This is a genomic window from Bradyrhizobium sp. Ai1a-2 (genome assembly GCF_000426245.1).
Classification (GTDB): domain Bacteria; phylum Pseudomonadota; class Alphaproteobacteria; order Rhizobiales; family Xanthobacteraceae; genus Bradyrhizobium.
In genome coordinates this window covers 44,470-68,656 of sequence record NZ_AUEZ01000042.1, presented here as the reverse complement: position 1 = coordinate 68,656, position 24,187 = coordinate 44,470, and the positions used below count along the sequence as shown (strand labels likewise).

20 protein-coding genes are annotated in these 24,187 nt (G+C 62.8%); 10 read left to right on the top strand and 10 right to left on the bottom strand.

The genetic code is table 11. From position 1 onward, the window contains the following. The first annotated feature begins 154 nt into the window (after nucleotides 1-154). On the top strand, nucleotides 155-1,174 hold the full coding sequence (locus tag K288_RS0124940) for an endo-1,4-beta-xylanase (protein ID WP_244443240.1): 1,020 nt from the start codon (nucleotides 155-157) through the stop codon (nucleotides 1,172-1,174). A gap of 8 nt (nucleotides 1,175-1,182) precedes the next feature. Here K288_RS0124940 and K288_RS0124935 read toward each other — a convergent pair whose 3' ends face one another. The 10 genes from K288_RS0124935 to K288_RS52610 all read right to left on the bottom strand — a co-directional run bounded on the left by K288_RS0124935 (nucleotide 1,183) and on the right by K288_RS52610 (nucleotide 13,065). Next, nucleotides 1,183-2,619 (bottom strand): oligosaccharide flippase family protein, encoded by a 1,437-nt coding sequence (locus tag K288_RS0124935; protein WP_027582020.1) that lies wholly within the window; start codon nucleotides 2,617-2,619, stop codon nucleotides 1,183-1,185. Nucleotides 2,620-2,621: 2 nt separating this feature from the next. Further along, a complete protein-coding gene (locus K288_RS0124930; protein ID WP_027582019.1) occupies nucleotides 2,622-3,671 on the bottom strand; it encodes an acyltransferase in 1,050 nt (349 codons plus the stop codon). After that, nucleotides 3,668-4,783, bottom strand: coding sequence for an acyltransferase (locus K288_RS0124925; protein ID WP_043160609.1), 1,116 nt, complete (start codon nucleotides 4,781-4,783; stop codon nucleotides 3,668-3,670). The genes K288_RS0124930 and K288_RS0124925 overlap by 4 nt, the downstream gene beginning before the upstream one ends. A gap of 2 nt (nucleotides 4,784-4,785) precedes the next feature. After that, a complete protein-coding gene (locus K288_RS46450) occupies nucleotides 4,786-5,859 on the bottom strand; it encodes a glycosyltransferase (protein WP_051334699.1) in 1,074 nt (357 codons plus the stop codon). A 20-nt stretch (nucleotides 5,860-5,879) separates the two neighbouring features. Continuing rightward, complete coding sequence (locus tag K288_RS46445; protein ID WP_051334698.1) at nucleotides 5,880-7,250, bottom strand: VpsF family polysaccharide biosynthesis protein; 1,371 nt, start codon at nucleotides 7,248-7,250, stop codon at nucleotides 5,880-5,882. Between the two features lie 2 nt (nucleotides 7,251-7,252). Beyond that, nucleotides 7,253-9,571 (bottom strand): polysaccharide biosynthesis tyrosine autokinase, encoded by a 2,319-nt coding sequence (locus K288_RS0124910; RefSeq protein ID WP_027582017.1) that lies wholly within the window; start codon nucleotides 9,569-9,571, stop codon nucleotides 7,253-7,255. Next, on the bottom strand, nucleotides 9,552-10,979 hold the full coding sequence (locus K288_RS46440; RefSeq protein ID WP_084799720.1) for an outer membrane beta-barrel protein: 1,428 nt from the start codon (nucleotides 10,977-10,979) through the stop codon (nucleotides 9,552-9,554). Before K288_RS46440 ends, K288_RS0124910 begins: the two co-directional genes overlap by 20 nt. A gap of 300 nt (nucleotides 10,980-11,279) precedes the next feature. Next, nucleotides 11,280-11,873, bottom strand: a complete 594-nt coding sequence (locus tag K288_RS0124900) for a polysaccharide biosynthesis/export family protein (RefSeq protein WP_084799719.1) — start codon at nucleotides 11,871-11,873, stop codon at nucleotides 11,280-11,282. Between the two features lie 136 nt (nucleotides 11,874-12,009). Continuing rightward, entirely contained in the window at nucleotides 12,010-12,741 is a 732-nt protein-coding gene (locus K288_RS0124895; RefSeq protein WP_152535657.1) for a metallophosphoesterase, read from the bottom strand. Between the two features lie 90 nt (nucleotides 12,742-12,831). Further along, nucleotides 12,832-13,065: a hypothetical protein gene (locus tag K288_RS52610; RefSeq protein WP_152535656.1), complete on the bottom strand. Its 234-nt coding sequence runs from the start codon at nucleotides 13,063-13,065 to the stop codon at nucleotides 12,832-12,834. Nucleotides 13,066-13,530: 465 nt separating this feature from the next. Here K288_RS52610 and K288_RS0124885 point away from each other — a divergent pair, with 465 nt between their 5' ends. From K288_RS0124885 to K288_RS0124845, 9 genes are all read left to right on the top strand, one after another. Beyond that, complete coding sequence (locus K288_RS0124885) at nucleotides 13,531-14,304, top strand: sugar transferase (protein WP_027582014.1); 774 nt, start codon at nucleotides 13,531-13,533, stop codon at nucleotides 14,302-14,304. Between the two features lie 39 nt (nucleotides 14,305-14,343). Beyond that, nucleotides 14,344-15,777, top strand: a complete 1,434-nt coding sequence (locus tag K288_RS0124880; RefSeq protein WP_027582013.1) for a mannose-1-phosphate guanylyltransferase/mannose-6-phosphate isomerase — start codon at nucleotides 14,344-14,346, stop codon at nucleotides 15,775-15,777. Between the two features lie 79 nt (nucleotides 15,778-15,856). Next, nucleotides 15,857-16,648 (top strand): FkbM family methyltransferase, encoded by a 792-nt coding sequence (locus K288_RS0124875; protein WP_027582012.1) that lies wholly within the window; start codon nucleotides 15,857-15,859, stop codon nucleotides 16,646-16,648. A gap of 44 nt (nucleotides 16,649-16,692) precedes the next feature. After that, a complete protein-coding gene (locus K288_RS0124870) occupies nucleotides 16,693-18,012 on the top strand; it encodes a UDP-glucose/GDP-mannose dehydrogenase family protein (RefSeq protein WP_027582011.1) in 1,320 nt (439 codons plus the stop codon). Between the two features lie 328 nt (nucleotides 18,013-18,340). Beyond that, nucleotides 18,341-20,656 (top strand): bifunctional salicylyl-CoA 5-hydroxylase/oxidoreductase, encoded by a 2,316-nt coding sequence (locus K288_RS0124865; RefSeq protein ID WP_027582010.1) that lies wholly within the window; start codon nucleotides 18,341-18,343, stop codon nucleotides 20,654-20,656. After that, nucleotides 20,653-21,435 (top strand): SDR family NAD(P)-dependent oxidoreductase, encoded by a 783-nt coding sequence (locus tag K288_RS0124860; RefSeq protein WP_027582009.1) that lies wholly within the window; start codon nucleotides 20,653-20,655, stop codon nucleotides 21,433-21,435. Before K288_RS0124865 ends, K288_RS0124860 begins: the two co-directional genes overlap by 4 nt. A gap of 37 nt (nucleotides 21,436-21,472) precedes the next feature. Then, nucleotides 21,473-22,312: an enoyl-CoA hydratase family protein gene (locus K288_RS0124855; RefSeq protein ID WP_027582008.1), complete on the top strand. Its 840-nt coding sequence runs from the start codon at nucleotides 21,473-21,475 to the stop codon at nucleotides 22,310-22,312. A gap of 21 nt (nucleotides 22,313-22,333) precedes the next feature. After that, the gene (locus K288_RS0124850) at nucleotides 22,334-22,729 is read left to right on the top strand and encodes a RidA family protein (RefSeq protein ID WP_027582007.1); all 396 of its coding nucleotides are present in this window, start codon (nucleotides 22,334-22,336) and stop codon (nucleotides 22,727-22,729) included. Nucleotides 22,730-22,852: 123 nt separating this feature from the next. After that, nucleotides 22,853-24,094: a flavin-dependent oxidoreductase gene (locus tag K288_RS0124845; RefSeq protein ID WP_027582006.1), complete on the top strand. Its 1,242-nt coding sequence runs from the start codon at nucleotides 22,853-22,855 to the stop codon at nucleotides 24,092-24,094. The last annotated feature ends 93 nt before the right edge of the window (nucleotides 24,095-24,187 follow it).

The following is a 24,187-nucleotide window of genomic DNA, read 5'->3' as shown; positions in this document are numbered from 1 at the left end:
CAACGATGGCGATGCCGCTGTGCAAAAATGATTCAGCGCAACGAATGCATTCACTTGATGGAGAGCAGCCATGCAGATGTCGCGACGAAGTGCACTCGCCATTCTTACAGGCGCAAGTGTTGCCGCGCGTGCAGGAGTTTCGAGTGCCGCACCGATGCAAAGTCAGAGTCTCGGCGCGATCGCTGCACAAAACGGATTCGCGTTTGGCGCTGCCGCTGGTCCTGTCATCGACAAGGATCTTGCGTATCGCGAGCTCTACACGACACAGACACGCATCATCACAACCGACATTGCGCTGAAAATGGGCACGATCGCGCCACAACCTGGCCCCAAACGTTTCGAGAGCGCGGATCGTCTGCTGCAATTTTGTGCGAGCAATCACATCCCGATGCGTGGCCATTGTCTGATCTGGAACGATTGGGTTCCGCAGTGGATCAAGAACATGAGCAACACGGAGCGCCAGGCATTCTTCGACTCCTATATAGAAGAAGTTGCCAGCCGCTACGTCGGCAAGTTGCATTCATGGGATGTCGTCAACGAGCCGTTCTGGCCGGGCCACAAGGCGCCCGGCGGCTACAGACTAGGACCGTGGTATGACGCATTTGGCGGAACCGGCTACATCCGACGCGCTTACGAGCGCGCAGCCATGGTGGACAAGAAAACAAAATTTGTTCTTAACGAGGCGCAAACCGAGCGCGATGATGAAGTGGGGCACATCGTACGCAGCGGATTGTTGCGTCTTGTCGATGAATTGAAGCAGGCCGGTGTGCCGCTCGCGGCCGTCGGCCTGCAGGGTCATGTGCAGCCGCGCTATCCGCATGATCCGGGACGGTTTGCCGAGTTCCTGCACCAACTCGCATCACGCGGCGTGGACATCTACATCACCGAATTCGATGTGCGCGATGACACGTTCCCGGACGACATCGCGACCCGCGACGCGATGATTGCCGAGACCGGCGAGAAATTCCTCACCAACGCGTTGCAGGTGCCGGCGGTCAAGATGGTGATCGCCTGGGAGCTCGCGGACAATTATTCGTTCTACACGGATGCCGCCAAGAAGAAGGATCCGCTGGCACAACGCCTGCCGCGGCCGCTGCCTTATGATTCATCAATGCAGCGTAAGCCGCTGTGGTTCGCGATCGCGCGTGCGTTCGAGAATGCAAAGAAAGCGTAACGGAATCGTCATGCGCCGGAGTGTTGCGGGCGCGCCCGCAACATCTTCAACAGCGATGGTGCGTACAGCAGTGCCAGCACTGTGAGATAGACGGCAGCACCCGCTGTGATGTGTGCGGCGAGCATGACGCTGTTTGGCGCTTCCGGGAACTCGCGCAACAGCGCCGCCATCGCGACGGTCGCCACCGCGATGCGCGCCAGATGCGCAAACGGCAGCGTCAGCCCGAATAGGGAGAAGCCGATGCTGAAGCTCGTGGCGGCGGCGGCAGTTGCGGCGAGAACGGTGGCGCCAGCCGCGCCGGCAAGTCCCCAGTAGCGCAGGCACACCACGCTGAGGATCACCGTCATGGTGGCGTCGATGGCGGAGATTGCCATCATCCAGCGCGTGCGGTTGTGCAGCAGGAAGACCTGGTCGCCGAAATGGGCCCGAAGGTTGCGGATCGCGCCGGCGAGCGTTGCGAGCGGCAGCACGCTCAGCGTGGCCTGTTGAAACGGCACGGCGATCAGAAGATGCACGATTTCGAACCGTAGCATGAAGATGCCAGTCAGGCTTGGCGCAAGGATCGCAACGAGCAGCGCGGTGTTGTCGGCAAGCTGCCGCATCGCCGCTTTGCTGCCGCTTTGTTCCATGCTCTTGACCGCGAGCGGAAAGGCTGCGGCCGTGACCAGCATGGCGGCAACCGCGGCGGCGCGCTGTCCAAGCCCGTAACCCACGGCGAACAGGCCGGCAGCAGCCACGCCCGACATTTCGTTGATGATGAAGCGCGAGGCATTGAGGCCGATCCAGCCGAGCCCGCCGCCGATGATCAGGGGGACGCCGTAATGCAATGCGTGTACGACGATCTCGCGATCGATCGGCCACAGGCGACGGCCATGGGCGATCTTCGGCAGCACGACCAGCGCAGCGGCGAGTTGGGCAATGGCGTAGCCAGCCAGCGGCCATTCGGCGGATTGGCCGAACAGCTTGATCATCACAAGGCCCACGGCGAAGCCGACCGCGGGCCCGGTCACCTGCTGGATCGTGTAGACCCAGATTTGGTGCTGGGCGCGGGCGCGCTCGCCGATATAAAGGTTCAGCGAACGCGTGACCACGTAACCGATGGCGGCAATCAGCATGCTGAAGTGGGCATCGGGGGAAATGACCAGGCGCAGCACGACGACGACGACGACGCTCTGCAGCACGACCGACGTTAGCAGCACCGCATTTTCCGTGCGGTAGAAGCGCGGCGCTTCGCCATCCTTGTAGCGGCCGGAGAAACGCAGTGCGTATTGGGACCACCAGGCGAGAAAGGCAATCTGCAGAAATTCGTGTGTCGCGGTGACCAGTGTGATGATGCCCAGCGTGTGATCGTTGACCACATGGGTCCAAACGATCATTGCGATCAGCTGGAACAGCGGCCCGACGAACTGCGCAGGGAGATAGAGCAGGGTGTGGCGCAGCAGCATCGTTACGCTCCGAGCCAGCGGGCAACGCGCGCGGAGGAGAAGTGCCTGACCGCACCGAGCGCCACAATGCTGACCATTGCCGTCAATCCGAAGGTGACAGCAAAACTGACGGCCGGGCCGAACTGACGCAGTCCAGCGTGGTCGCGCAGCAACATCACGATGAAGATGTGCCAGAGATAGATGAAATAGCTGCCGGAGCCGAGGCTCGCGAGCCAGGCTGCGCTCGGCTGCAGCACCAGCAGCGCAAGGCTGAACAGCGCTGCGTAGAGGAAGAACGCCGTCGAGTCGTAGACAGCGGCATCGCCGATGCCAGACAGGCGGACAGCCAGATACAGCAGATAGGCGATCAGCATGGCCCCGACCAGGATCGCGCGCATGTTCCGTAAGGCCGCGCCGGCGAAGGATGCCGTCAGTGCGCCGACTGCCATGAACGAGAACCAGAAGGGGATATCGCGCATCCGGACTTCTTCAACGAAGGACTCGGCAAAGCCGAGATGGAACAGCAGGGGATCGATGTAGCTTCCGGCGACAAGCCCGAAACCGATCGCAAGGGCGAGCAAGATCGTCATCCGTTGATCAGTGTCCCGCCGGTCCGATCCGCCGGCAGCATAGATCAGCCACATCACGATGGTGCAACCGATATAGACGAAGACGTAGTAGTACACGAACACATAAGCGAGTGCGAACCGCGCCACTGTCGTGGTTATGCGATGATCCATCGCGGGATTGTGCAGGGTCATGTAGAGATAGGCGGCGACGAAGGCGATTGCATAGGGAATCACGGCGGCCTTCAGCCGCTTGAACAGCGGGACGCGTCGGGTGCGCGCAGTGAGGTAACCGGACGCAAACAGGAAGATGGGCACGCAGGGGCGCAGCGCGGCATCGAGTGCCTTGGTCCAGGCAAGATCGAGCGGCTGCGGCAGCGAATGGATCCCGATCACCATCAGGATGGCAACACCCCGCATGGTGTCGATCACCGCGTCGCGGCTCGTCGCCCGCGCATCCGCGCGAGTGTGAACGACGTCTGCCTGCGCCGATGCCGCCAGCGTCATTGTGCGATCTCCCGCTGCGAGATCGGTGCCGCTGCTACGGCCGGCGCGAAGCGGCGATCGTAGAGCGCGGTGAGGTAGCGCCGGGCCGGCGTCTCGAACTTGCGGAATGAGAACACGCTGGCGACGCCGAGAACGATGACGGCAAGCGGCGCCAGGACCAACTTGGCCTCGGGCGAGGCAAAGGACAGGAGCCGCGAACCGAAGGTGATGACCACCGTCGCGACCGGAATGTGCAGCATGTAGCAGGAGTAAGTGAACGGCGCGAAGCGATCGAGCTTGAGCATCGACAGCCACGTGTCGCGGCCGCTGCAATCGGGCTGGATCGTGAGCACCGCGATGGCATAGATCGCCGCGAGGGCCGCCATCGGCGTCAGCCACGAGCCGAGCAGCATGAACGCGGCCAGGGAAGACATCAGCAGGCCGGGCACTGCGGGCCAGCGCGCGATCCGCTCACGATAGAGATAGCAGGCGATGCCGAGGCTGAAGGCAGGCACGGCGCGGAACGCACCGCCGTAATTGATCCATTCGGCCCAGGGCTCGGTTCCCATCAACACGTTCCACAGGGTGTTGGCGAGCGCGGGCAACGCGAACAGCGCAATCGCCAGCACCTTGCGCCGTGCCGTGATCGCAACCATCAGCGGGAACAGGAGATAGCAGAACATTTCCGCCGACAACGACCAGCTTGGAAAGTTGAACGTCAGTCGTTCGCCAGCGAACGCGTGCAGCAGGAGGATCTGCGCCGGCAGATCGGAAATCGGATAGCGCGCCGGATTGCCGGTCTGTGAAATGCCGAAAGACAGCGCCAGCGCGATGGCGACATAGAATGCCAGCGTCGCCAGATGCAGTGGATAGATGCGGGCCACGCGTCGCCAGAGGAAACGCCCGATGGCGGTGCCGTCGCCGACATCGCCATGATATTGGCGGGCGATGACGAAGCCGGAGACCACGAAGAAGAGATCGACGAACAGATTGAAATGCCAGACATGGCCGACCATGAAGCGTCCGACGGCGAGGTCCTTGAAGTAATCGGAATAGTGCAGGACCACCACGGCGCAAGCGGCAATGATCCGCAGGCTGTCGAGGTGCCGCATCGCGTTGACGGTCGTGTGCAAAATCAGATCCGCTTCGGGTTGAACTGGCCGGAAGTGTGGGGGCGGGCAGCAAGGCGCGAGATAAGGTCGATCACCGCTTCGCGGTCGCCGTGAGCGAGCCCGTTCCAGCGGCCAAGATTCTGCTCGGCAAGCGCGACGTAGCGCGCCCGCCAATTCTGAATCGACAACGCGGCAGCGATCTGCGCCGCGGCGGCGGCCGGCTCGGCGGGATTGATGAAGATGCCGGATGCGTCGAGCACCTCGCGGAAGATCGGCGCATCGGGCGCTGCGATCGGCAGTCCGGCATATTGTGCCTCGAGCAGGGGCAGGCCAAGCCCTTCGTCATGCGAAGTGCAGACGAACAGATCGGCCGTATCAAGCAGTTCCTTGACGCGCTCGGTCGGTTGGTAATCGTGCAGCGTAACGCCCGGCATGGCTTCCAGCGCTTGCCAGTCGTCGCCCCAGCCGCGCCGGCCGACTATATCGAGCGTGGCATCGGCAAAACCCCTTTGGCGCAGCGCCGCAACGAGCGCGGCAGCGGCCCTGAAATTCTTGCGCGGCTCCACGGTGCCGAGCGCGACCAGGCGCAGCGGTCGCGGCGCTGCTGCGCGGCCAGCGCGTTGCTCCGACTGCAGGCCGAACACGTTGCGCACGGAGGGGCGGTAGAGCGTGATCTCGGCATCGGATCGGGTATGGATGGCGATCCGGCGCCTCGTATCGTTCGAATTGGCGAGGAAGCGGGGATAGTGCCGCAGCGCCAGCTTGAAGGGCCGCGCCATATAGAGGCGGGCGCGCGCATTGAGTTCGGCGGGCCGCGTCAGCAGAAAATCATCGTGAATATAGGGCAGCACGCGCGAGGCGAACGGCAGCAGAAGGGGGCTGGGCGGAAAGCCGGGACAGAGCAGCATTGCGGATGAGGTCGCAAGTCGCATCGGCAAGCCAAACGTCTGCGTCGTCACCATCTGGCGCGTGCCGCGTGCGGTGACGGGCACCACATTGAGCGGCGCGAGCGCGGACGCGGAGAACAGTTCGAGCGTGATGCGCTCGAGCCCGGTGACGTGACGTCCGAGATGGGTGTTGTCGACGTAAATATCCATACGATGTCCTGACGCCAGATTTACGCGGGAACAGGCCGGTAACGGCGCTGGACGACGGGAGGCGGAGGGGCTGTCCGCCGATATTCGTCGCGCGGCAGCAGCACGGTGATCAGGATGATGAACTGCGCCAGCTGGATGTTCTTTGACGAGAAGCTCACCGAACTCGCAGCGATCGTCAACATCAGCAGCAGCATCGGCCAGACACCGCGGTCGGCGCGCCTGATGATCTCGGTGAAAAGGCATGCGAGCCCGATGGTCAACGCGACGCTGTGGATGAGGCCGAACTGCGCGATGCAAGAGACCCAGAAATTCTCGATGCCGTAATCGAGGCCGAGCTGGCTCTGCAGTGAAGTCACCCGGACCGGGTTGGGACCAAGGAGCAATTCCTGCCAGTCGAAATGCGACAACAGGTCAAAGGTGGCATAGCGCGCCAGCGTGCTGCCTTTGTCGGAGGAGAAGCGCAGCAGCATCTTGTCGAAGATGCCAAGATCGAGCGCCGCGAACACAACTGCGCCCGCGACAAACAGCATGCAGATGGCGAGGATCGCGGCCAAGAGCGGGATGCGCTTGCCCCGCAGCATTTGCAGCATCTCGATCCCGACAAGCAGTCCCATCACGGCCAGCACGGTCACCAGCGCGGTCCGGCCGCCGAACGCCATCAGTGAGGCCAGGCTGAAGGCGATCAGCGGCACACGTATCATAATCGGAGGGCAGAGCGCCGGCCGCAGCAGCAAGGCCAGCACATAGCCGGCGACCACGCCGGATGCCGTGAGGGGATGGCCGAGAAAGGCCGAGGAGCGCCATTCGCCAAGGACGACGATGTCGCCCATTGTCAGCGGAATCAGGCGGTGACCTGAGAAATACTCATAGTAACCGACCACGATATTGATCAGAATCGTGACATGGGTCGCCCAGACCAGCGGCCGTCGTTGCGACGGCGATAGCTGCCAGATCGCAAGGCACAACACGACCGGCGTCAGGAACGTGTCGAAGATCACCGTGAACGGCCGTTTCAGTACGAACATCTGCACCAGCAGGAACAGCCAGCAGAGCAGATAGAACAACAGAAGCTTCGACTGGGAGAACATCCGGTCGATCTCGCCGATCGGTCCGCGGCTGCGTATCAGCAGCAGGAAAAAGGCGAGGAACGTAAAATACGTCGCCGGATGCAGCTTCTCGTAGAAATTGCCGCCCGCCGTCAGATAGTGGATCTTCACGGCGGTGAGCATGCCCGCCGAGAGCATGAACATCGCGACGACTGCCAGCGCAAGGAACCCGGTCGCCAGCCACTCGAGAAACGTGTCGAACGTCATCGCGCGCGTCCGCGCGCTGGACGGCGCGTGCGAGGCCGTGCCGGGCAGGCTCAGAGGTTGGCTGGCAAAGCCGCGCATGTTCACCGCGCCGCTCCGGGGCGGAGGCTCGCGGTTGCGTATGGCTTGAGATAGGCGGAGCTGCGGTAGTAGTCGTAGAACTGCAGGCGGCTGAGATCGACCCGGGTCAGCACGGTGCCGAGGATGCGATCGGAGACCGGCGACAACAGGTCGATGGTGTGGGTCAAGACCTCGCGCGGGGTCTGATCCCAGGCCAGCGCCAGGATGATGCGGTCGGCAAGCTCCGCCAGCGCTCGGCCGTCGACCAGCGGCACCAGCGGCGGCGAGTCGACGATGATCAACTCGTAGCGATGACGCAGATGATCGAGCACATCGACGATGCGTTCGGAGAACATCAACTCGGTGATGATCTCGGCCTGCTTGACCGTGGTCGACGGCAGGACCGACAGGCCGGTGCTTTCATCGGTCAGGATGGCCTGATCGATGGTCGCGCGTCCCAGGGCCACGTCCAACAGTCCGACGTCGGCGCGCGGACAGAGCGAGCGGGTGAGCTGCGGGTTGCGGAGATCGCCGTCGATCAGGAGCGTGCGGATACCCAACGTCGCCAGCGACTGCGCCAGATTGCCGGCGAGCGTGGTCTTGCCTTCGCTGTCGAGGGCGGAGGTGACGAGCACGACCCGGACCGGCTGCAGCCGCATCGTCCGTTGAAGCGCCAGCCGCACCGAGCGAATAGCTTCGGCGAAGAATGTGGCGGGCTCGTCGATCGCATAGCGCATCAGTGGCGGCTGCAAGGCGGCGGGCAACAGCTTGACCGTTCTCGGGTCATGATTGTCGAGTTCGCTCCGTCCGCGTCGTCGCGCCAAGCCTGCAAGTTCTCTTGTGCCGATCAACGGCACCGCAGCCAGCGCCGGCACACCCGATATCGATTCCGCCTGTTCCAGCGTCTTGATCCGGCCATCGAGATAGTCGGCGCCAAAGGCGAGCACGCTGCCCAAGCCGAGGCCGAGCATGCCGGCAAGGCCAAGGATCAGCATGGTCTTCGGCGAGGACGGACGGATCGGAACGCCGGCCTTGGCCACCACCCGCGAGTCCGGCAGTTCCAGGCTTTCCTGCGACGTCGTCTCCTTCGAGCGCGCCAGATAGGATTCATAAAGAGTGCGGTTGGCTTCGGCCTCGCGCTGCAACTCGTGCAGCCGCACCTGCGCCTGGCTCGACGTATTGGATACGTTCTGCAGCTGCTCCAGGCTCTGGCTCAGCGAGTTCTCGCGGGAGAGCGCCACGTCGTAATCGTGCTTGGTGCTCTCGAGGATGCGCTTGATTTCCTCGTTGATCAGCCGCTGGGTGTCCTTGAGCTGTGCGCGCACATTGGTGACGAGGGGATGCCGAGAGCCGTATTTGCTGGAGAGATCTGCCTCGTTCTTGGCGATGTCGGCATATTGCGTGCGCAACTTCGTGATCATGTCCGACGAAACCACCGCATTGATGCCGCCGGGGTCACCACCCGATTTGGCGATCTGTTGCACCTGGTCGTATTTCGCGCGCGCCTCCGCGGTCTGCACCCGCGCGGCGATCAGCTTGTTGTTGAGATCGGTGATCTGCTGGTCGTTGACGGTCACGCCCTGCGAAACCGTCAGATTGTTGGCGGATCGGAAATCCTCGACCGCTTTTTCGGAGGCGACGACCCTCGACTTGAGATCGTTGATCTGGCCGCCGAGCCAGTTGGCGGCGATGCGGGTCGCGTCGTTCTTGGCGCGGACCTGGTCCTCGAAATAGGCGTCCGCGACCGCGTTGGCGATAACGGCGGCCTTCGTCGGCGATTCCGAGCTGACATTGATGTCGACCAGGAAGGTCGTCCCCTGCCGCGCCACCTTCATGCGCTTCTGCAGAATTTCGATCGAACGCGCGCGCGCGGCGCTTTGCGGGTCCGCGGCACCCTCGGGAGCGGCCGAGGCGAATAGCCGCTTGATCGGATCGAGCAGGCCGGGTGTCGGGATGAATTCCGCGTCTTCCGTCAGTTTCAGCTTGCGGACCACGCGGTCCAGGATCGCGAGCGACTGGATCAGCAATGACTGGCTTTCGATGGTTGCGTCATCGGTGCCGTAGTTCGAAAGCGCGGTCTGGCTGTTGGTCTCGACGGCCGCGGCCCGGCGAGGATCGACCAGCACGGTCGCGGTCGCCGTATATAATGTCGTGGCCAGGAGACAATAGGTCAGTCCGAGCGCGACCAATACCACAGCGGGCAGGATGGCGAGCTTGTAGCGGCGGCGCAGGATCCGCCCCATCTCGCGCAGATCGACGGTCGGCGCCTGCCAGCGGCTCGCAGCAGGTTCATTGGCTTGTTCCGGGGGGCGAGCGAGGTGCTCAGAACTGCGTTGTAACATTCAATCCCACCAGGTGTTTGTCGTAGCTGAAAGTCGGGATGTTGCTTTCGCGTGACGTGAAGCGGTAATAGACCGCGATCGCGGCAAAGCGATTCAGCAGATATTTGACGCGGGCATCGGAAGTGGCGACCTGATCCCTGCGCGGCTGCCCGAAGAAGCGGTCGTTCTCATAGCCGCCGTAGAACGAAACGACGACGTTGCGACGGAACTCATAGTCCAGCCCGAACTGCACGGCGTTGGCGAGCACGCCAGTCGAACTGGTGACGGAAGTCTCCGTGACGATCTGCTCGGCGTTGAAGTGAACGTCGATCATCCGCGTCGGACTCCATGTCAGTCGGGCGCGATAGGTCGGGCCTTCGATCGTGCCGATGGTCGGATCGACGAAGCGTTGCTGCACGTAGCCGAAGCCGATTTCGCCGGTGATCAGGCGCGCCAGTCCGAGGGTGACGCCGGTGAGCGCACGATAGCCCTGGGAGCTCAGCGGCTGGAGAGGCTGGCCGCGGAGGTCACGCACATTGCCCTCGGCGCTGCCGAACCAGCCAAGGGTCTCGGAAAACGCATAGTCGATCCGGCTATGGAGCGAGTAGATCTGACCGTCGCGGGCGTCCTGGTTGATGGTCCTGCCGTCCTGCGAGACGGTCGTGCCGTAGTCGTAGGAATCGGTGCCGAAGCCGACAGAGGTGGTCAGCCGGTTGAATTCCTTGCGAAAGGTCAGATCGCCCGAGTACCAGTTATAAGGTGTCGGTGCGATGGCGTTGGCGGGCGAACTCAGCGAGCCGACGCCCTCGTTGAGATGCGCGACCTGGAAGCTGCCCAGCAGCGCCATGTCATGAGCGATGTCGATCCAGCCATTGCCCTTCAGGCTGGCATTGGTCTGGTTGAGGCTGGAGTTCTGCTTGTAGACCGTCTCCTGGGCGTCGAGCTTGAGGTCGAGGCCGTGCCGCTCCCACAGGCTATGGGCGCGCAACTGCGGCTCGACCACCGCCGCGACGTCGCTGCGGATGTCAGTATTCGACGCGAACACGTTGCTGTCGAAGAATCCGCCGGTGATCAGCGACGGATTGAACATCCAGGAGCCCGAACGAATGCCCACAGGCTCATAGCCAGGCTGCAGGCGGCCTCTCACGGGCGTGTCCTCCGGCGGTAAGTTTTCACGGGTGTCAGGATCAGTCAGCTTGGGCAGCGGGGTCGGCTCGAAGATTTGTTGCGTGTTCCATGGCGGCGCCACCTCCTCATTTGGCCAGGGGAGCACCTGCGCATCGGCCGGCGATCCGAGTCCAAGAACAATCGCAGTCACCGGCGCGGGCACGATCTTCAGTCCGCGGCGACCGAACGCGACGACCGAACGGGTTTGCAGCCCGCTCGTTCCAATCACGTTCAACCAGCCAAATGCAGTCGTGCGTTCCATAATCCATCCCTTGCGGGAACTCTGGAGGCGGTGAAGTCTTGAGGCTCGGTTGCCCGTGCTCACAAATTCACCGCGGACTGCGCATCGACATCACAGTCCATGCACTTATTACGCGCGCACTACGGAGCATTGCTGGTTCAATCAGAGAACATCTCCCCGCGCATTAACGTGCGTCGCGGGAAAAAGTTTTCTGCATTGCAAAATAATACTCACCGCAAATCGACGACACTATGGCAGCGGGCATGACGTAATGTTTACGCCCGTGATTTGCGAACGAGATTGCTCCGTCGAACGAGCCACTCAGAAGTAGCGCTCGGGAATCCGGATGTTGTCGCCGGGAAACACCAGGATCGGCGCGTCAAGCGGGTAAATCTCTTCCGCTGTACTGCCCGATCGACGCAAATAGACCTTGCCCTCATTGGCGCGATAGGTGAATCCGCCGGCGCTGGCGACCGCATCCATCACGGTCAGACCGAGCCGATACGGATACTCGCCGGCCTTCTTGACCTCACCGAGGATGTAATAAGGCCTGTACGCGACGATCTCGACGTTCACCTTCGGATCACGAACGATATCCTTCGATAGCGCGGATGTGATCGCGCGCTCCAACTGCTTGGTCGTCATGCCGGCCGCCCTCATGCGTCCTGCAAGTGGAATCGAGACCTGACCACTCGCATCGATTTCATACTCTCCGGTGATGTCAGGCTCCCCGTAGACCTTCACGCGCACCCTGTCGTTCGGACCGAGCACGTAGGTTCCCGTCGAGAACGCCTGCGAGCCGGTGTTTGTTTGGGCCGCTGCGCAAGTTGCGAAGCCCGCGATACTCGCCAAAGCAAACGCAAATAGAATATTGCGTGCCGCCGCGCGGGCGGCACGGATTGATTGTTGCTGCATGACTACATCCCCACGAAAGTCGTCAGTAACGGCGCGGATCATAGGTGAGCAAACAAGGCGAAAAAATGTGGGTGGCGGTTCCGCGACAGCTCCGCGCGGTTCCATAGTCGCGCAGCGTTAATGGCACCGGCTCTTGTCACAGGACCAGGATCGTTGTTCCCTCGATGGCGATGCAGGTCAGTGTCCCGCTTCGCCAAGCGCCGGTGTCGATATTGATGCGGTTATGCCTGATGTCGGGATGGGGGACCGGGGTGTGGCCGTGCACGACATATTTGCCGTGATCCTCATCCGAGTTGAGAAACTCCTGGCGGATCCAGAGCAGGTCCTCCGGATGCTGCTGCTCGATCGGAACGTTGGGACGTACTCCGGCATGGGCAAAGAAGAAGTCGCCGCAGGTAAAGCTGTCGCGCAGGCATTGCAGGAGCAGGACATGCGCACGTGGGAAGACGCTGAGGAAACGCCGCTGCAGGTTGACCTCAGAGACAGGCATGTCGCGCGGAACCACGCCGTAGGAGGCGAGCGTCTGCAACCCGCCGAGCCGCCGCCACTGCGCGAACACAGCCGGATCGTCAAGGAAGTGTTGCAAAAGTTCTTCATGATTACCACGCAGGCAGACTGCGTGATGCCTGACGAGGCGAACTGCCAACAGATCGAGCACGGTCTTGGAATCGGGGCCGCGGTCGATGTAGTCGCCGAGATAGATCTCGAGCACATAGCGGATCGGCCGCCGGCTTATGTCGTCGTCGATACGCGCGATGGTGTCGGCGAGGAGGTCGGCGCGTCCGTGAATGTCGCCGACCGCGTAGATGCGCGTGTCTGCCGGAGCCGAAGGTGCAACGTAGTGTGGATATGCAACTGGCGGCCGCATCATCGACTGCTTCGATCATGGAACCGTCACGAGGTCAATCGGCGGCGGCCCCGCCGCATCTATTCCCCGACATCCCTAGATATATAAAGTCTAGGAGACGATCATTCGGATGAGCAGAATGATCGCGATCCAGGCAAGCGCATTTGCCAGGATGATGCGGTTCCGCAGTTTTCGTCCCACTCGATCGAGTCTTTTTACTTCAGGGCGATACAAACACGCTGCGATCATTGGCGTCTCCCTGGAAAGTTTTTCCGAGACGAGCGGCTTCTTGGTTAAGGCCGTTTCAACGTATTGACGTCTCGCAATCATCGGCAAAACCTTCAATTGAAATGATCGCCGCGAGCAGAGTACGAATGGCCGTTTAGTATGCGGTGAAAGAAATCCTTCAAAAATGATCGCATATATTAAGTGCTTGATGTAGCGGGTCTCCGGCGATTCCTGAATCGAATCTGATTCGCGCGTGGTTCCAGATTTGCGTTAATGCATGGCTGCATCGAAAGACACGCAGCGCAATTTGCGTGCAACTGAACCTAAGCGCTTCCGAACAAAACGGATTCTTTGCATCGCACAAATATCACGATGCCGCGATGCAAAACGGCGCGCAACATTTTCGTTTTGCTGCCCCATTTCGCCCAAAGAGTTCGTAGAGGTATACGGCCGCGCGATCGAGGCGCGTCTCTGCTACGCAGGAAAATTCGCAATAGCGAAGATGCCCGCGAGATGGGCAGTGACGGTCTGCCTGCGTCGCGCTTGTGACCTCTTTGGGTTCAACAGAGAGAGCGAGAGCAAATGGCCGCCATCGTCACAGCCAATTTCGACCAGGATAGTATCAGGTCGCTCCGCAACAAGCGGACGACCATCTCGATGCGGCCGGTCGAATATGCCGGCAGTAATTCATATAGCCCGTATCGTGCAAAGTATCGCGCAAAGCGCCCCCGCGGCGCGATTCGCACCGAGCCGGGCTCGTCCATCGCAAAGCGTATCTTCGATATCGTGGTTGCAAGCGCGGCGCTCTTGTTCTTCGCGCCGCTCTTGATCGCGATCGCCTTCGGCATCAAGCTGACGTCGCGAGGACCGGTGTTGTTTCACCAATACCGGTACGGCTATCGAAACCGGCGCTTCAAGATCTACAAATTCCGCTCCATGCGGACCGATGCCTGTGACGTGCGCGGCGTGAAGCAGACGGTCCAGGGCGATGCGCGGGTGACCGGGATCGGCAAGGTCCTGCGCAAGACGAGCCTCGACGAAATCCCGCAATTGATCAATGTCATCAAGGGCGACATGTCGCTTGTCGGCCCGCGTCCGCATGTCCCGGGCATGCTGGCCGCCGACCTGCCGTATGAGGACCTCGTGCCCTATTACTTCCAGCGCCACAGCGCCCGGCCGGGTATCACCGGTCTCGCGCAGGTGAGCGGTTGCCGCGGAAGCACGGTTGAGGCCGGCCGCGCGATCTCGCGGATCGATTACGACCTCGACTACATCGAGCGCTGGTCCCTGCGCATGGACATCATGATCATCGTGCGCACCGTCCGCCGCGAATTCCTGTCCGGCAGCGGCTTCTAGCCCGCCGACATATAAGCATCACAAAAAGGGAGCGACACGATGCTGCAGCCACGCGGCCGCATAGTCCCAGTTCTTTTGTCGGGCGGCACCGGCTCGCGGCTGTGGCCGCTGTCGCGCGAGAACCAGCCAAAGCAGTTGCTCGCGCTTCTCGGCGAGAAGACCCTGCTGCAGCAGACGGCGACCCGCGTGACGGAGCCGTCGCTGTTTGCCGATCCGATGGTGATCGCCAATTCCGAGCATCGCTTTGCCATTGGCGAGCAGTTGCGCGCGGCCGGCATCGCCAATCCAACCATGGTGCTGGAGCCGTTCGGACGAAATACCGCCCCGGCAGTGGCGATCGCGGCGCTCCTCGCCAGCGAGTTCGATCCCGACGCAGTGATCCTGGTGACGCCGGTCGATCACTGGGTCCGCGATCACGCGGCGTTCCGCGCCGCGATCGCGAGCGGGCTTCCGGCGGCGCGCCGCGGACAATTTGTGCTGTTCGGCCTCAAGCCGACCGGGCCTGCAACCGGATATGGCTACATCCGCACGGGCGACGGCGTTGCCGACCTTCCCGAAATCCGCAAAGTCGCAGGCTTCGTCGAGAAGCCGGACGTTGTGACCGCCGAGCGCTTGCTGGCCGGCAAGGATCATCTGTGGAACAGCGGAATCTTTCTGCTGCCCGCTCGCCCCTTCATCGATGAACTGGCGCGGCACGAGCCCGCCATCCTGGAAGCCTGCCGCGCGGCGCTGGCCGGCGCGACGCGCGATCTCGATTTCCTGCGACTGGAAGAGAAGGCCTTCGAGTCCTGTCCGTCCATCTCCGTCGACTACGCGGTGATGGAGAAGACCGACAAGGCTGTCGTAGTGCCGGCCGGTTTTGACTGGAGCGATGTCGGAAGCTGGTCGGCGCTATGGACGATGGGCGAGAAGGACGCATCCGGCAATGTCGTGATCGGCGATGCGGTGGCCGAGGACACCTCCGGCTGCTATGTGCGGGGAGACGGCCCGCTGGTCGCTGCCCTCGGCGTCGAGGATCTCGTCATCACCGCCTCGCCCGACGTGGTGCTGGTGACAAAGCGGGAGCGTGCCCAGGACGTCGGCAAGCTGGTGGAGCGGCTGAAGGCCAACGGCCATCGCGCCGCGACGCAGACCCACAGTGTGCACCGTCCGTGGGGTTACTACACGTCGATCCATGCCGGCGACCGCTTCCAGGTCAAGCGCATCACCGTCAATCCGGGCGCCAAGCTGTCGCTGCAGAAACATTTCCACCGCGCCGAGCATTGGGTGGTGGTGAACGGCACCGCGATCGTCACGCGCGACGACGAGGAGGTGCTGCTCCGCGAGAACGAATCGATCTTCGTTCCACTCGGCTGCATGCATCGCCTGGAAAATCCCGGCAAGGTTCCGCTCAACCTGATCGAGGTACAGTCGGGCACGTATCTTGGGGAGGACGACATCGTCCGGGTGCAGGATATCTACCACCGGGTGTGACGCGGCGGCCGCATGCCAATCCGGCGGGCGGCGTCTCGGCGTATCCGATCCGCATCAACACATAACGGAGGGAATGGACATGGGTGCCAAGCAGCAGGCCAAGGATCTCTTGAAGGATGCATTCCCCTCGATCTGGCTGCAGTGGCACTTCATGCATCGCCCGAAATCGGCGGAGCGGGAGCTTTCCTATCTCGACAAGATCATCCCGGATGATGCGGTGACGGTCGACGTCGGCGCCAATTGCGGGCTCTATACGCGAAAGCTGGCGCGGCTTTCCCGCGAGGTCCACGCTTTCGAGCCTTCGCACGACATGGCGCGCCTGCTGCGTCGAACGTCTGCTTCGAACGTCAGCGTGCATGAGATCGCGCTGTCAGACCACGAAGGCGACGCGGAGCTGTTCATTCCGCGCGGCGACACGGGCCTCGTCCATGGCCTTGCCTCGCTTGAGCGGCGAGTAATGGCGTCGGCCGATCCGATCGTCGCCGCGCACGTGCCTATGGCACGGCTGGATTCGGTGATGCATCAGGAGGTCGCCTTCGTGAAGATCGACGTGGAAGGGCACGAGCTCAACGTCCTCAACGGCGCCGTCGAACTCCTGGAACGCTGCCAGCCGATCTTCCTGGTTGAAGCAGAGGACCGCCATCGGCCGGACGCGACGGAATCGGTATTCGATTTCTTCCGGCAACGGTGCTACCGTGGTTTCTTCTTGAAGGAAGACGATGTGGTCGACGTCGAACAATTCGATGTCATGGAGCTGCAGGATGCGGCGGCGCTCGAGGCGGATGGTGGCCGCAAGGATGGGCGGTTCTATATCAACAATTTCTTCTTCTTCCCGCAGCATCTCGACGGCGAGTCGATGCTGGTCAAATGATGACCGGCGCGGCCGCTGCGATCGTTTGTTAGACAGGATAAGTCATGCATATCACGATGGTCGGCGCCGGTTATGTCGGACTGGTGTCGGGGGCGTGTTTCGCCGACTTCGGACACTACGTCGTTTGCGTCGACAAGGATGAAAAGAAGATCGCAGCGCTGAACAAGGGCGAGATACCGATCCACGAGCCCGGGCTTTCCGATCTGGTGGCGAGAAACATCGCGCAGGGCCGCCTGGCCTTTGTGACCGACTTGAAGGGGGCGGTCAGCCGCTCCGAGGTCATTTTCATCGCGGTCGGCACCCCGTCTCGCCGCGGCGACGGCCATGCCGATCTCTCGCATGTCTATGCCGCGACGCGCGAGATCGCTGCGGCCCTGCCGGAATCCGCGGTCGTGGTGACGAAGTCGACCGTCCCGGTCGGCACCGGCGACGAGGTCGAGCGCATCATCCGCGAGGAGAAGAAGGACGCGAAATTCGCCGTGGTCTCCAACCCGGAATTCCTGCGGGAAGGGGCTGCGATCCAGGATTTCAAACATCCCGACCGCATCGTCATCGGCACCGAGGATGCATTTGCGAGAGAGGTGATGGCGGAAGTCTATCGTCCGCTGCATCTCAACACCTCGCCGATCCTCTATACCAGCCGCCGCACGGCAGAGCTGACGAAATATGCCGCCAACTCGTTCCTTGCGACCAAGATCACCTTCATCAACGAGATCGCCGATCTTGCCGAGAAAGTGGGGGCCAATGTCCAGGAGGTCGCGCGCGGCATCGGGCTCGACAACCGCATCGGCTCGAAATTCCTGCACGCTGGTCCCGGCTTCGGCGGCTCCTGCTTCCCGAAGGACACGCTGGCGCTGATCAAGACCGGCCAGGACAACGAGGCCCCGCTGCGGATCGTCGAAACGGTGGTGGCGGTGAACGACCAGCGCAAGCGCGCAATGGCGCGCAAGGTGGCGAATGCGTTTGGCGGCAACATCCGCGGCAAGACCATCGCCGTGCTCGGCGTCACCTTCAAGCCGAATACCGACGACATGCGCGATGCGCCGTCGATCCCGCTGATCACGGCGCTGCAGGACATGGGCGCGGCGATCCGCGCGTTCGATCCGGTCGGGATGGAGCAGGCCAAGAAGGTGTTCGAGAACGTCACCTTCTCCCGTGATGCGTATGACTGCGCGAGGGGAAGCCATGCGATCGTGATCGTGACGGAATGGGAGCAGTTCCGCGCGCTCGACCTGAAGAAGATGGCGACGATCATGGCGACGCCCGTGATCGTCGATCTCCGCAACATCTATTCGCCCGAGGACGTGATGCGGAACGGTTTCCACTATTGCGGCGTCGGCCGGCCGAAGCCGCTGGCGTATTAGCCGCTATCATTCCGCTATCGGCGGGCGTCGGCACCGTCCGGCACCATGTATTATTAAAGTGTAGTGCGCCGGTCTCCAGTCCTTGGAGGCCGGCGCTTCGTTTTCGGCCGCCGGCCCAGCCGCTCAAGCTACCCCTCGAGCTCTCGTCTCCAACACCCAAGTCACGCGAAAATCCCTGTTCCCAGGGCAAACGGCCGGCATAACCGCCTCTGCCGGGCCCGAAAGGGCCGCTATCGCTTGACAAAATTATTTTAAGCATAAAATATCTCCCGACTTCGGCCCCCGGGAACGCTCAGATCCTCCGATAGCCGAAGGTGAGGAGACAGCCATGCGCATCGTCTGCATTGGGGGCGGGCCGGCCGGGCTCTATTTCGGCATCCTGATGAAGATGCTCGATCCGGCGCACCGGATTTCGGTGGTCGAGCGCAACCGTCCCTACGACACCTTCGGTTTCGGCGTCGTGTTCTCCGACGCGACCATGGATAACATGCGCAAATGGGATCCGGTCACGGCTGATACGATCGAGGAGGCTTTCAACCATTGGGACGATATCGAGGTCCTGATCAAGGGCCGCCGGATGCGCACCACCGGCCACGGCTTTGTCGGCATCGGCCGCAAGCGCCTGCTCAACATTCTGCAGGCGCGCGCCGAAGAACTCGGCGTCGAACTGGTCTTTGAGCGCGAGGTCGAATCTGATCTCGAATTTCCGGATGCCGATCTGATCGTTGCCGCCGACGGCGTGAACTCGAAAGTCCGGATGCGCTATGCCGACGCCTTCCAGCCCGACATCCTGATGCGGCCGAACCGCTATATCTGGCTCGGCACCAACAAGCGCTTTGATGCCTTCACCTTCGACTTTCGCAAGACCGAGCACGGCTGGTTCCAGGCGCATATCTACAAATTCGAAGAGGGCGCGGCGACCTTCATTGTCGAGACCACGGAAGAGGCGTTCCTTGCGCACGGTCTCGACAAGCTCGACCAGGGTGGCTCCATCGCCTTCTGTGAAAAGATCTTCGCCGAGATTCTCGAGGGCCATTCGCTGGCGTCCAACTCGCGCCATCTGCGCGGTTCGGCGTGGCTCTCCTTCCCGCGATTGATCTGCGGCAAGTGGACCGCGTTCAATGGCAACAGCCATGTGGTGCTGATGGGCGATGCCGCGCATACCGCGCATTTTGCGATCGGATCGGGGACCAAGCTCGCGCTCGAGGATGCGATCGAACTGACCAACCAGTTCAAGCAACTCGGCGCGACGCCCGACAAAATTCCCGCGGTACTCGCCGCTTACGAGGAGCTTCGCCGCGTCGATGTGGCGCGGATCCAGAATGCTGCGCGCAATGCGATGGAGTGGTTCGAGGTGGTCGGCGCGCGCTATGCCGATACGCTGGAGCCTGAGCAGTTCATGTATTCGCTGCTCACACGCTCTCAGCGGATCAGCCACGAAAATTTGCGGCTTCGCGACAAGGCATGGCTCGAAGGTTATGAGCGCTGGTTCGCTGAACGCGCCGGGCTGCCGGACGCCAATGATCGCGTGGCGCCGCCGATGCTCACGCCGTTCCACATCCGTGGCTTGTCGCTGCCCAACCGCATCATCTGCTCGCCGATGGCGATGTATTCGGCGGTGGAGGGCGTGCCGAACGACTTCCACCTGGTCCATTTCGGCGCCCGCGCGCTCGGTGGCGCCGGACTGATCTTCACCGAGATGACCTGCGTGTCACCGGAAGCGCGGATCACGCCGAGCTGCTGCGGCCTGTGGAACGACGAGCAGGCGAAGGCCTACAAGCGCATCGTCGATTTCGTCCACGGCAATAGCGCGGCGAGGATCGGCATCCAGCTTGGCCATGCCGGGCGCAAGGGCTCCACGCGTGTGCCGTGGGAAGGAATGGATGAGCCGCTTGCAGAAGGAAACTGGCCGCTGGTGTCGGCTTCCGCTGTTCCCTATCTGCCCGATGGCCAGACGCCGGAGCCGATGACGCGCGCCGAATTGGACGAGGTGCGCGAACAGTTCGTCGCGGCGGCCCGGCGTGCCGTGCAGGCCGGTTTCGATATCCTCGAATTGCATTGCGCGCACGGTTACCTGCTGTCGAGCTTCCTGTCGCCGCTCACCAACCGCCGGACGGACGAATATGGCGGCAGCATCGAGAACCGCGCGCGCTATCCACTGGAAGTGTTTCGTGCGATTCGTGCAGTGTGGCCGCAGGACAAGCCGATCTCGGTGCGCCTGTCGTGTCACGACTGGGCCGAGGGCGGCAACACGCCCGATGATGCGCTTGAGTTCGCGAAGCTGTTCAAGGACGCCGGCGCCGATCTGATCGATTGCTCTTCGGGCCAGGTCTGGGCTGATGACCATCCGGTGTATGGGCGGCTCTATCAGACGCCCTTCGCCGACAAGATCCGCAACGAGGTCGGGATTGCGACCATCGCGGTCGGTGCGATTTCCGAGGCCGATCACGCCAATTCCATCATCGCCGCCGGCCGCGCCGATCTCTGTGCCATCGCCCGTCCGCATCTTGCGGATGCTGCCTGGACGCTGCACGAGGCCGCCAAGATAGGCGTGAAGGCGATTGCCTGGCCGAAGCAATATCTCTCCGGCAAGCCGCAATATGAGGCCAATCTGGAACGCGCGACAGCGGGAGCGAAAGCATGACGCGGCGTTTCTGGCCCGATGCGCATGCGCTGATTACCGGCGGCGGCTCCGGCATCGGCGCCACGACTGCTCGCGCCCTGGCTGAAGCCGGCGTGCGGGTGAGTGTCGCGGGCAGGAGGCCGGATGCGCTTGCCGAGACCGCGACGTCCATTGGGGCGCGTGCCGGCGCGGTTCTGCCGATGGACGTGACCGATGAAATCGCGGTCACTGAGGGCATCAAGCGGATTGAGGCCGAGGTCGGCCCGATCGACATTCTCATCAACAACGCAGGCAAGGCGCTGAGCGCGCCGTTCGAGAAGACGGATGCCGCGCTGTGGTCGGACATGCTGGCGAGCAATCTCTCCAGCGCGTTCCTGGTGACGCATGCGGTGCTGCCCGGCATGGCGCAACGCGGACGCGGGCGCGTCATCAATGTCGCGTCCACGGCGGGCCTCACCGGCTACGCTTATGTCTCGGCCTATGTCGCCGCCAAGCACGGCGTCGTCGGGCTGACGCGCGCGCTCGCGCTCGAATATGCGCGTCGCGGCGTCACCGTGAATGCGGTCTGTCCTGGCTATACGGATACCCCGTTGGTGGCGGAGGCGGCTGCCAACATCGTCGCCAAGACCGGCCGCAGCGAAGCGGAGGCGCGCGCGGCGCTCGCAAAAGTCAATCCGATGCAGCGGCTGGTGACGCCTGAGGAAGTCGCGGACACCATTCTTTGGCTCGCCTCCTCAAGCGCATCGTCCATCAACGGACAGGCCATCGCGGTCGCCGGCGGCGAGGTCTTCACGGGGTAAAGGAAACGCCCAAGGAAACTCCCGAGGAAACAACATCATGTCTGAGATGAAGGCAAAGCTGAGACCGTTCAAGAATTACCCGGCGCGCCATTTCAAATGGTCCACCGATGACGATGCCCGCGTCGCCACCATCACGCTGAACCGGCCGGACAAGAAGAACCCGCTGACGTTCCAGTCCTACGAGGAACTGCGCGATCTCTTCCGCGATCTCGCTTACGCCTCCGATGTCCGCGCCATCGTGCTGACCGGCGAGGGCGGCAATTTCTGCTCCGGCGGCGACGTGTTCGAGATCATCGAGCCGTTGACGCGGATGGCGATGCCCGACCTGATCGCGTTCACGCGCATGACTGGCGATGTCGTGAAGGCGATGCGCAAATGCCCGCAGCAGATCGTCGCCGCGATCGACGGCATTTGTGCCGGCGCCGGCGCGATGCTGGCGCTCGCCTCCGATCTGCGGTTGGCGACGCCGCAGGCCAAGACCGCGTTCCTGTTCACGCGCGTGGGACTCGCTGGCGCCGACATGGGCGCATGCGGACTGTTGCCGCGGGTGATCGGGCAGGGCCGTGCGGCGGAACTGCTCTATACCGGGCGGGCCATGAGCGCGGAGGAGGGGTTTGCCTGGGGCTTTCACAACCGCCTGGTGCCAGCAGCGGAGCTGTCGGCCGCGGCTTATGACCTCGCCCGCCCGCTCGCCGATGGTCCGTGGTTCGCGCATGGCATGACCAAGACGATGTTCAACCAGGAATGGGCGATGGGCATCGAGGAGATGGTGGAATCGGAAGCGCAGGCGCAGGCGGTCTGCATGGCGACAGGCGATTTCCGTCGCGCCTTCGAGGCGTTCGCCGCCAAGAAGAAGCCGGTCTTCGAGGGGAATTGAACCCGTGACGGGAACACGCACATGATTGAACTCCTGCAGCCCGAAGGCTGGGCCCAGCCGGTCGGCTATGCCAATGGCGTTGCCGCGCGCGGCAAGATGATCTTTGTCGCCGGCCAGATCGGCTGGAATGCGCAATGCGTGTTCGAGACCGACGACCTCGTGGAGCAGATCGGGCAGACCCTGCGGAACGTCGTCGCGGTCGCCGCCAGCGGCGGCGCCAAGCCGGAGCATATCGTGTCGATGACCTGGTTCTTGCTCGACCGCCGCGAATATTCCTCCCGGCTGAAAGAGATCGGCGCTGTTTACCGCGACATCATGGGCCGCCGCTTCCCGGCGATGACCGCCGTGCAGGTCTCCGGCCTGATCGAGGACCGCGCCAAGGTCGAGATCCAGGCCATCGCGGTGGTTCCGGATTGAGGTGGTGAGAGCGTTAACCTAAGTCGTGGGCGGAGTGGATGCTGAGACCATAAAGCGTCTTGCGAGCGGCTCTGAGGCCGTGCCAACGTCTCGCAACGTCCGGGTTTCGAGTGGAGTAGGGCGATGAAGGCGATTATCGTCGGCGGCGGGATTGGCGGGCTCACCACGGCGCTGATGCTGCGGGCCCGCGGCATCTCTTGCGAATTGTTCGAGCAGGCGGAGACGATCCGCGAGCTCGGCGTCGGCATCAACACCCTGCCGCATGCGATCCGCGAACTCGCAGGCCTCGGCCTGCTCGATGCGCTCGACAAGGTCGCGATCCGTACCCATGAGCTGTTTTATCTGACGCGCCATGGCCAGCAGGTCTGGCACGAGAAGCGCGGGCTGGACGCTGGCCACGACGTACCGCAATTCTCCGTTCACCGCGGCCGCCTGCAGGGCGTCATCCATCAGGCGGTGATCGAGCGGCTTGGCGATGAGGCGATCCACACCGGCTGCCGGCTCGGCGCGTTCACGCAGGATGAAGGCGGCGTCACCGCCTATTTCTTCGATCGCGCAGGCCAGCATGTGCACACCGCGCGCGCGGATATCCTGATCGGCGCCGACGGCATCCACTCGAAAGTGCGCGAGACACTGTTTCCGAACGAGGGCCCGCCGTGCTGGAACGGCCTGATGCTGTGGCGCGGCGCCGCCGACTGGCCTGCGTTCCTGACCGGCCGCTCGATGATCATCGCCGGCGGCCTGAACGCCAAGGCCGTGATCTATCCGATCGCGGAGGGCACGAGCCCGGCCAGCCGTCTCACCAATTGGGCGGTCATGGTGCGGATCGGCGACGGCGCGTCACCGCCGCCGCGCCGCGAGGGCTGGTCGAATCTCGGCCGGCGGGAAGAGGTGATGCCGCACGTGTCGGGCTTCTCGATCCCGCAGGTCGATTTCGCGGCGCTGGTCGGCGCGACGCCGGAATTCTGGGAATATCCGTGCTGCGACCGCGATCCCTTGCCCTATTGGACGAGCGGGCGCGTTACCTTGCTCGGCGATGCCGCGCATCCGATGTATCCGGTTGGGTCCAACGGCGCCTCGCAGGCTATTCTCGATGCGCGGTGCCTCGCGGATGCGCTGGCGCGTTCCGAGCATCCGCGTCAGGCGCTGGTCGCCTATGAACGCCAGCGCCTGCCGATGACCGCCGACATCGTCGCCTCCAACCGCCGCGGCGGGCCCGAGGGAGTGATCGATGCCGTCGAGCAGATCGCGCCGCAGGGTTTTAGCGATATCGAGACTATCCTGAGCTACGAGGCGCGCGAAGCGATCGTGCGCGGCTACGCCGCCAAGGCCGGCTTCGCCGCCCGTGTAGTGGCGCGGCAGTAACTATCGGCTGCGTAGCCCGGGCGGAGCGCAGCGCAATCCGGGACACCGTCAATTGGGCGATAAACCCCGGATTACGCTGCGCTCCATCCGGGC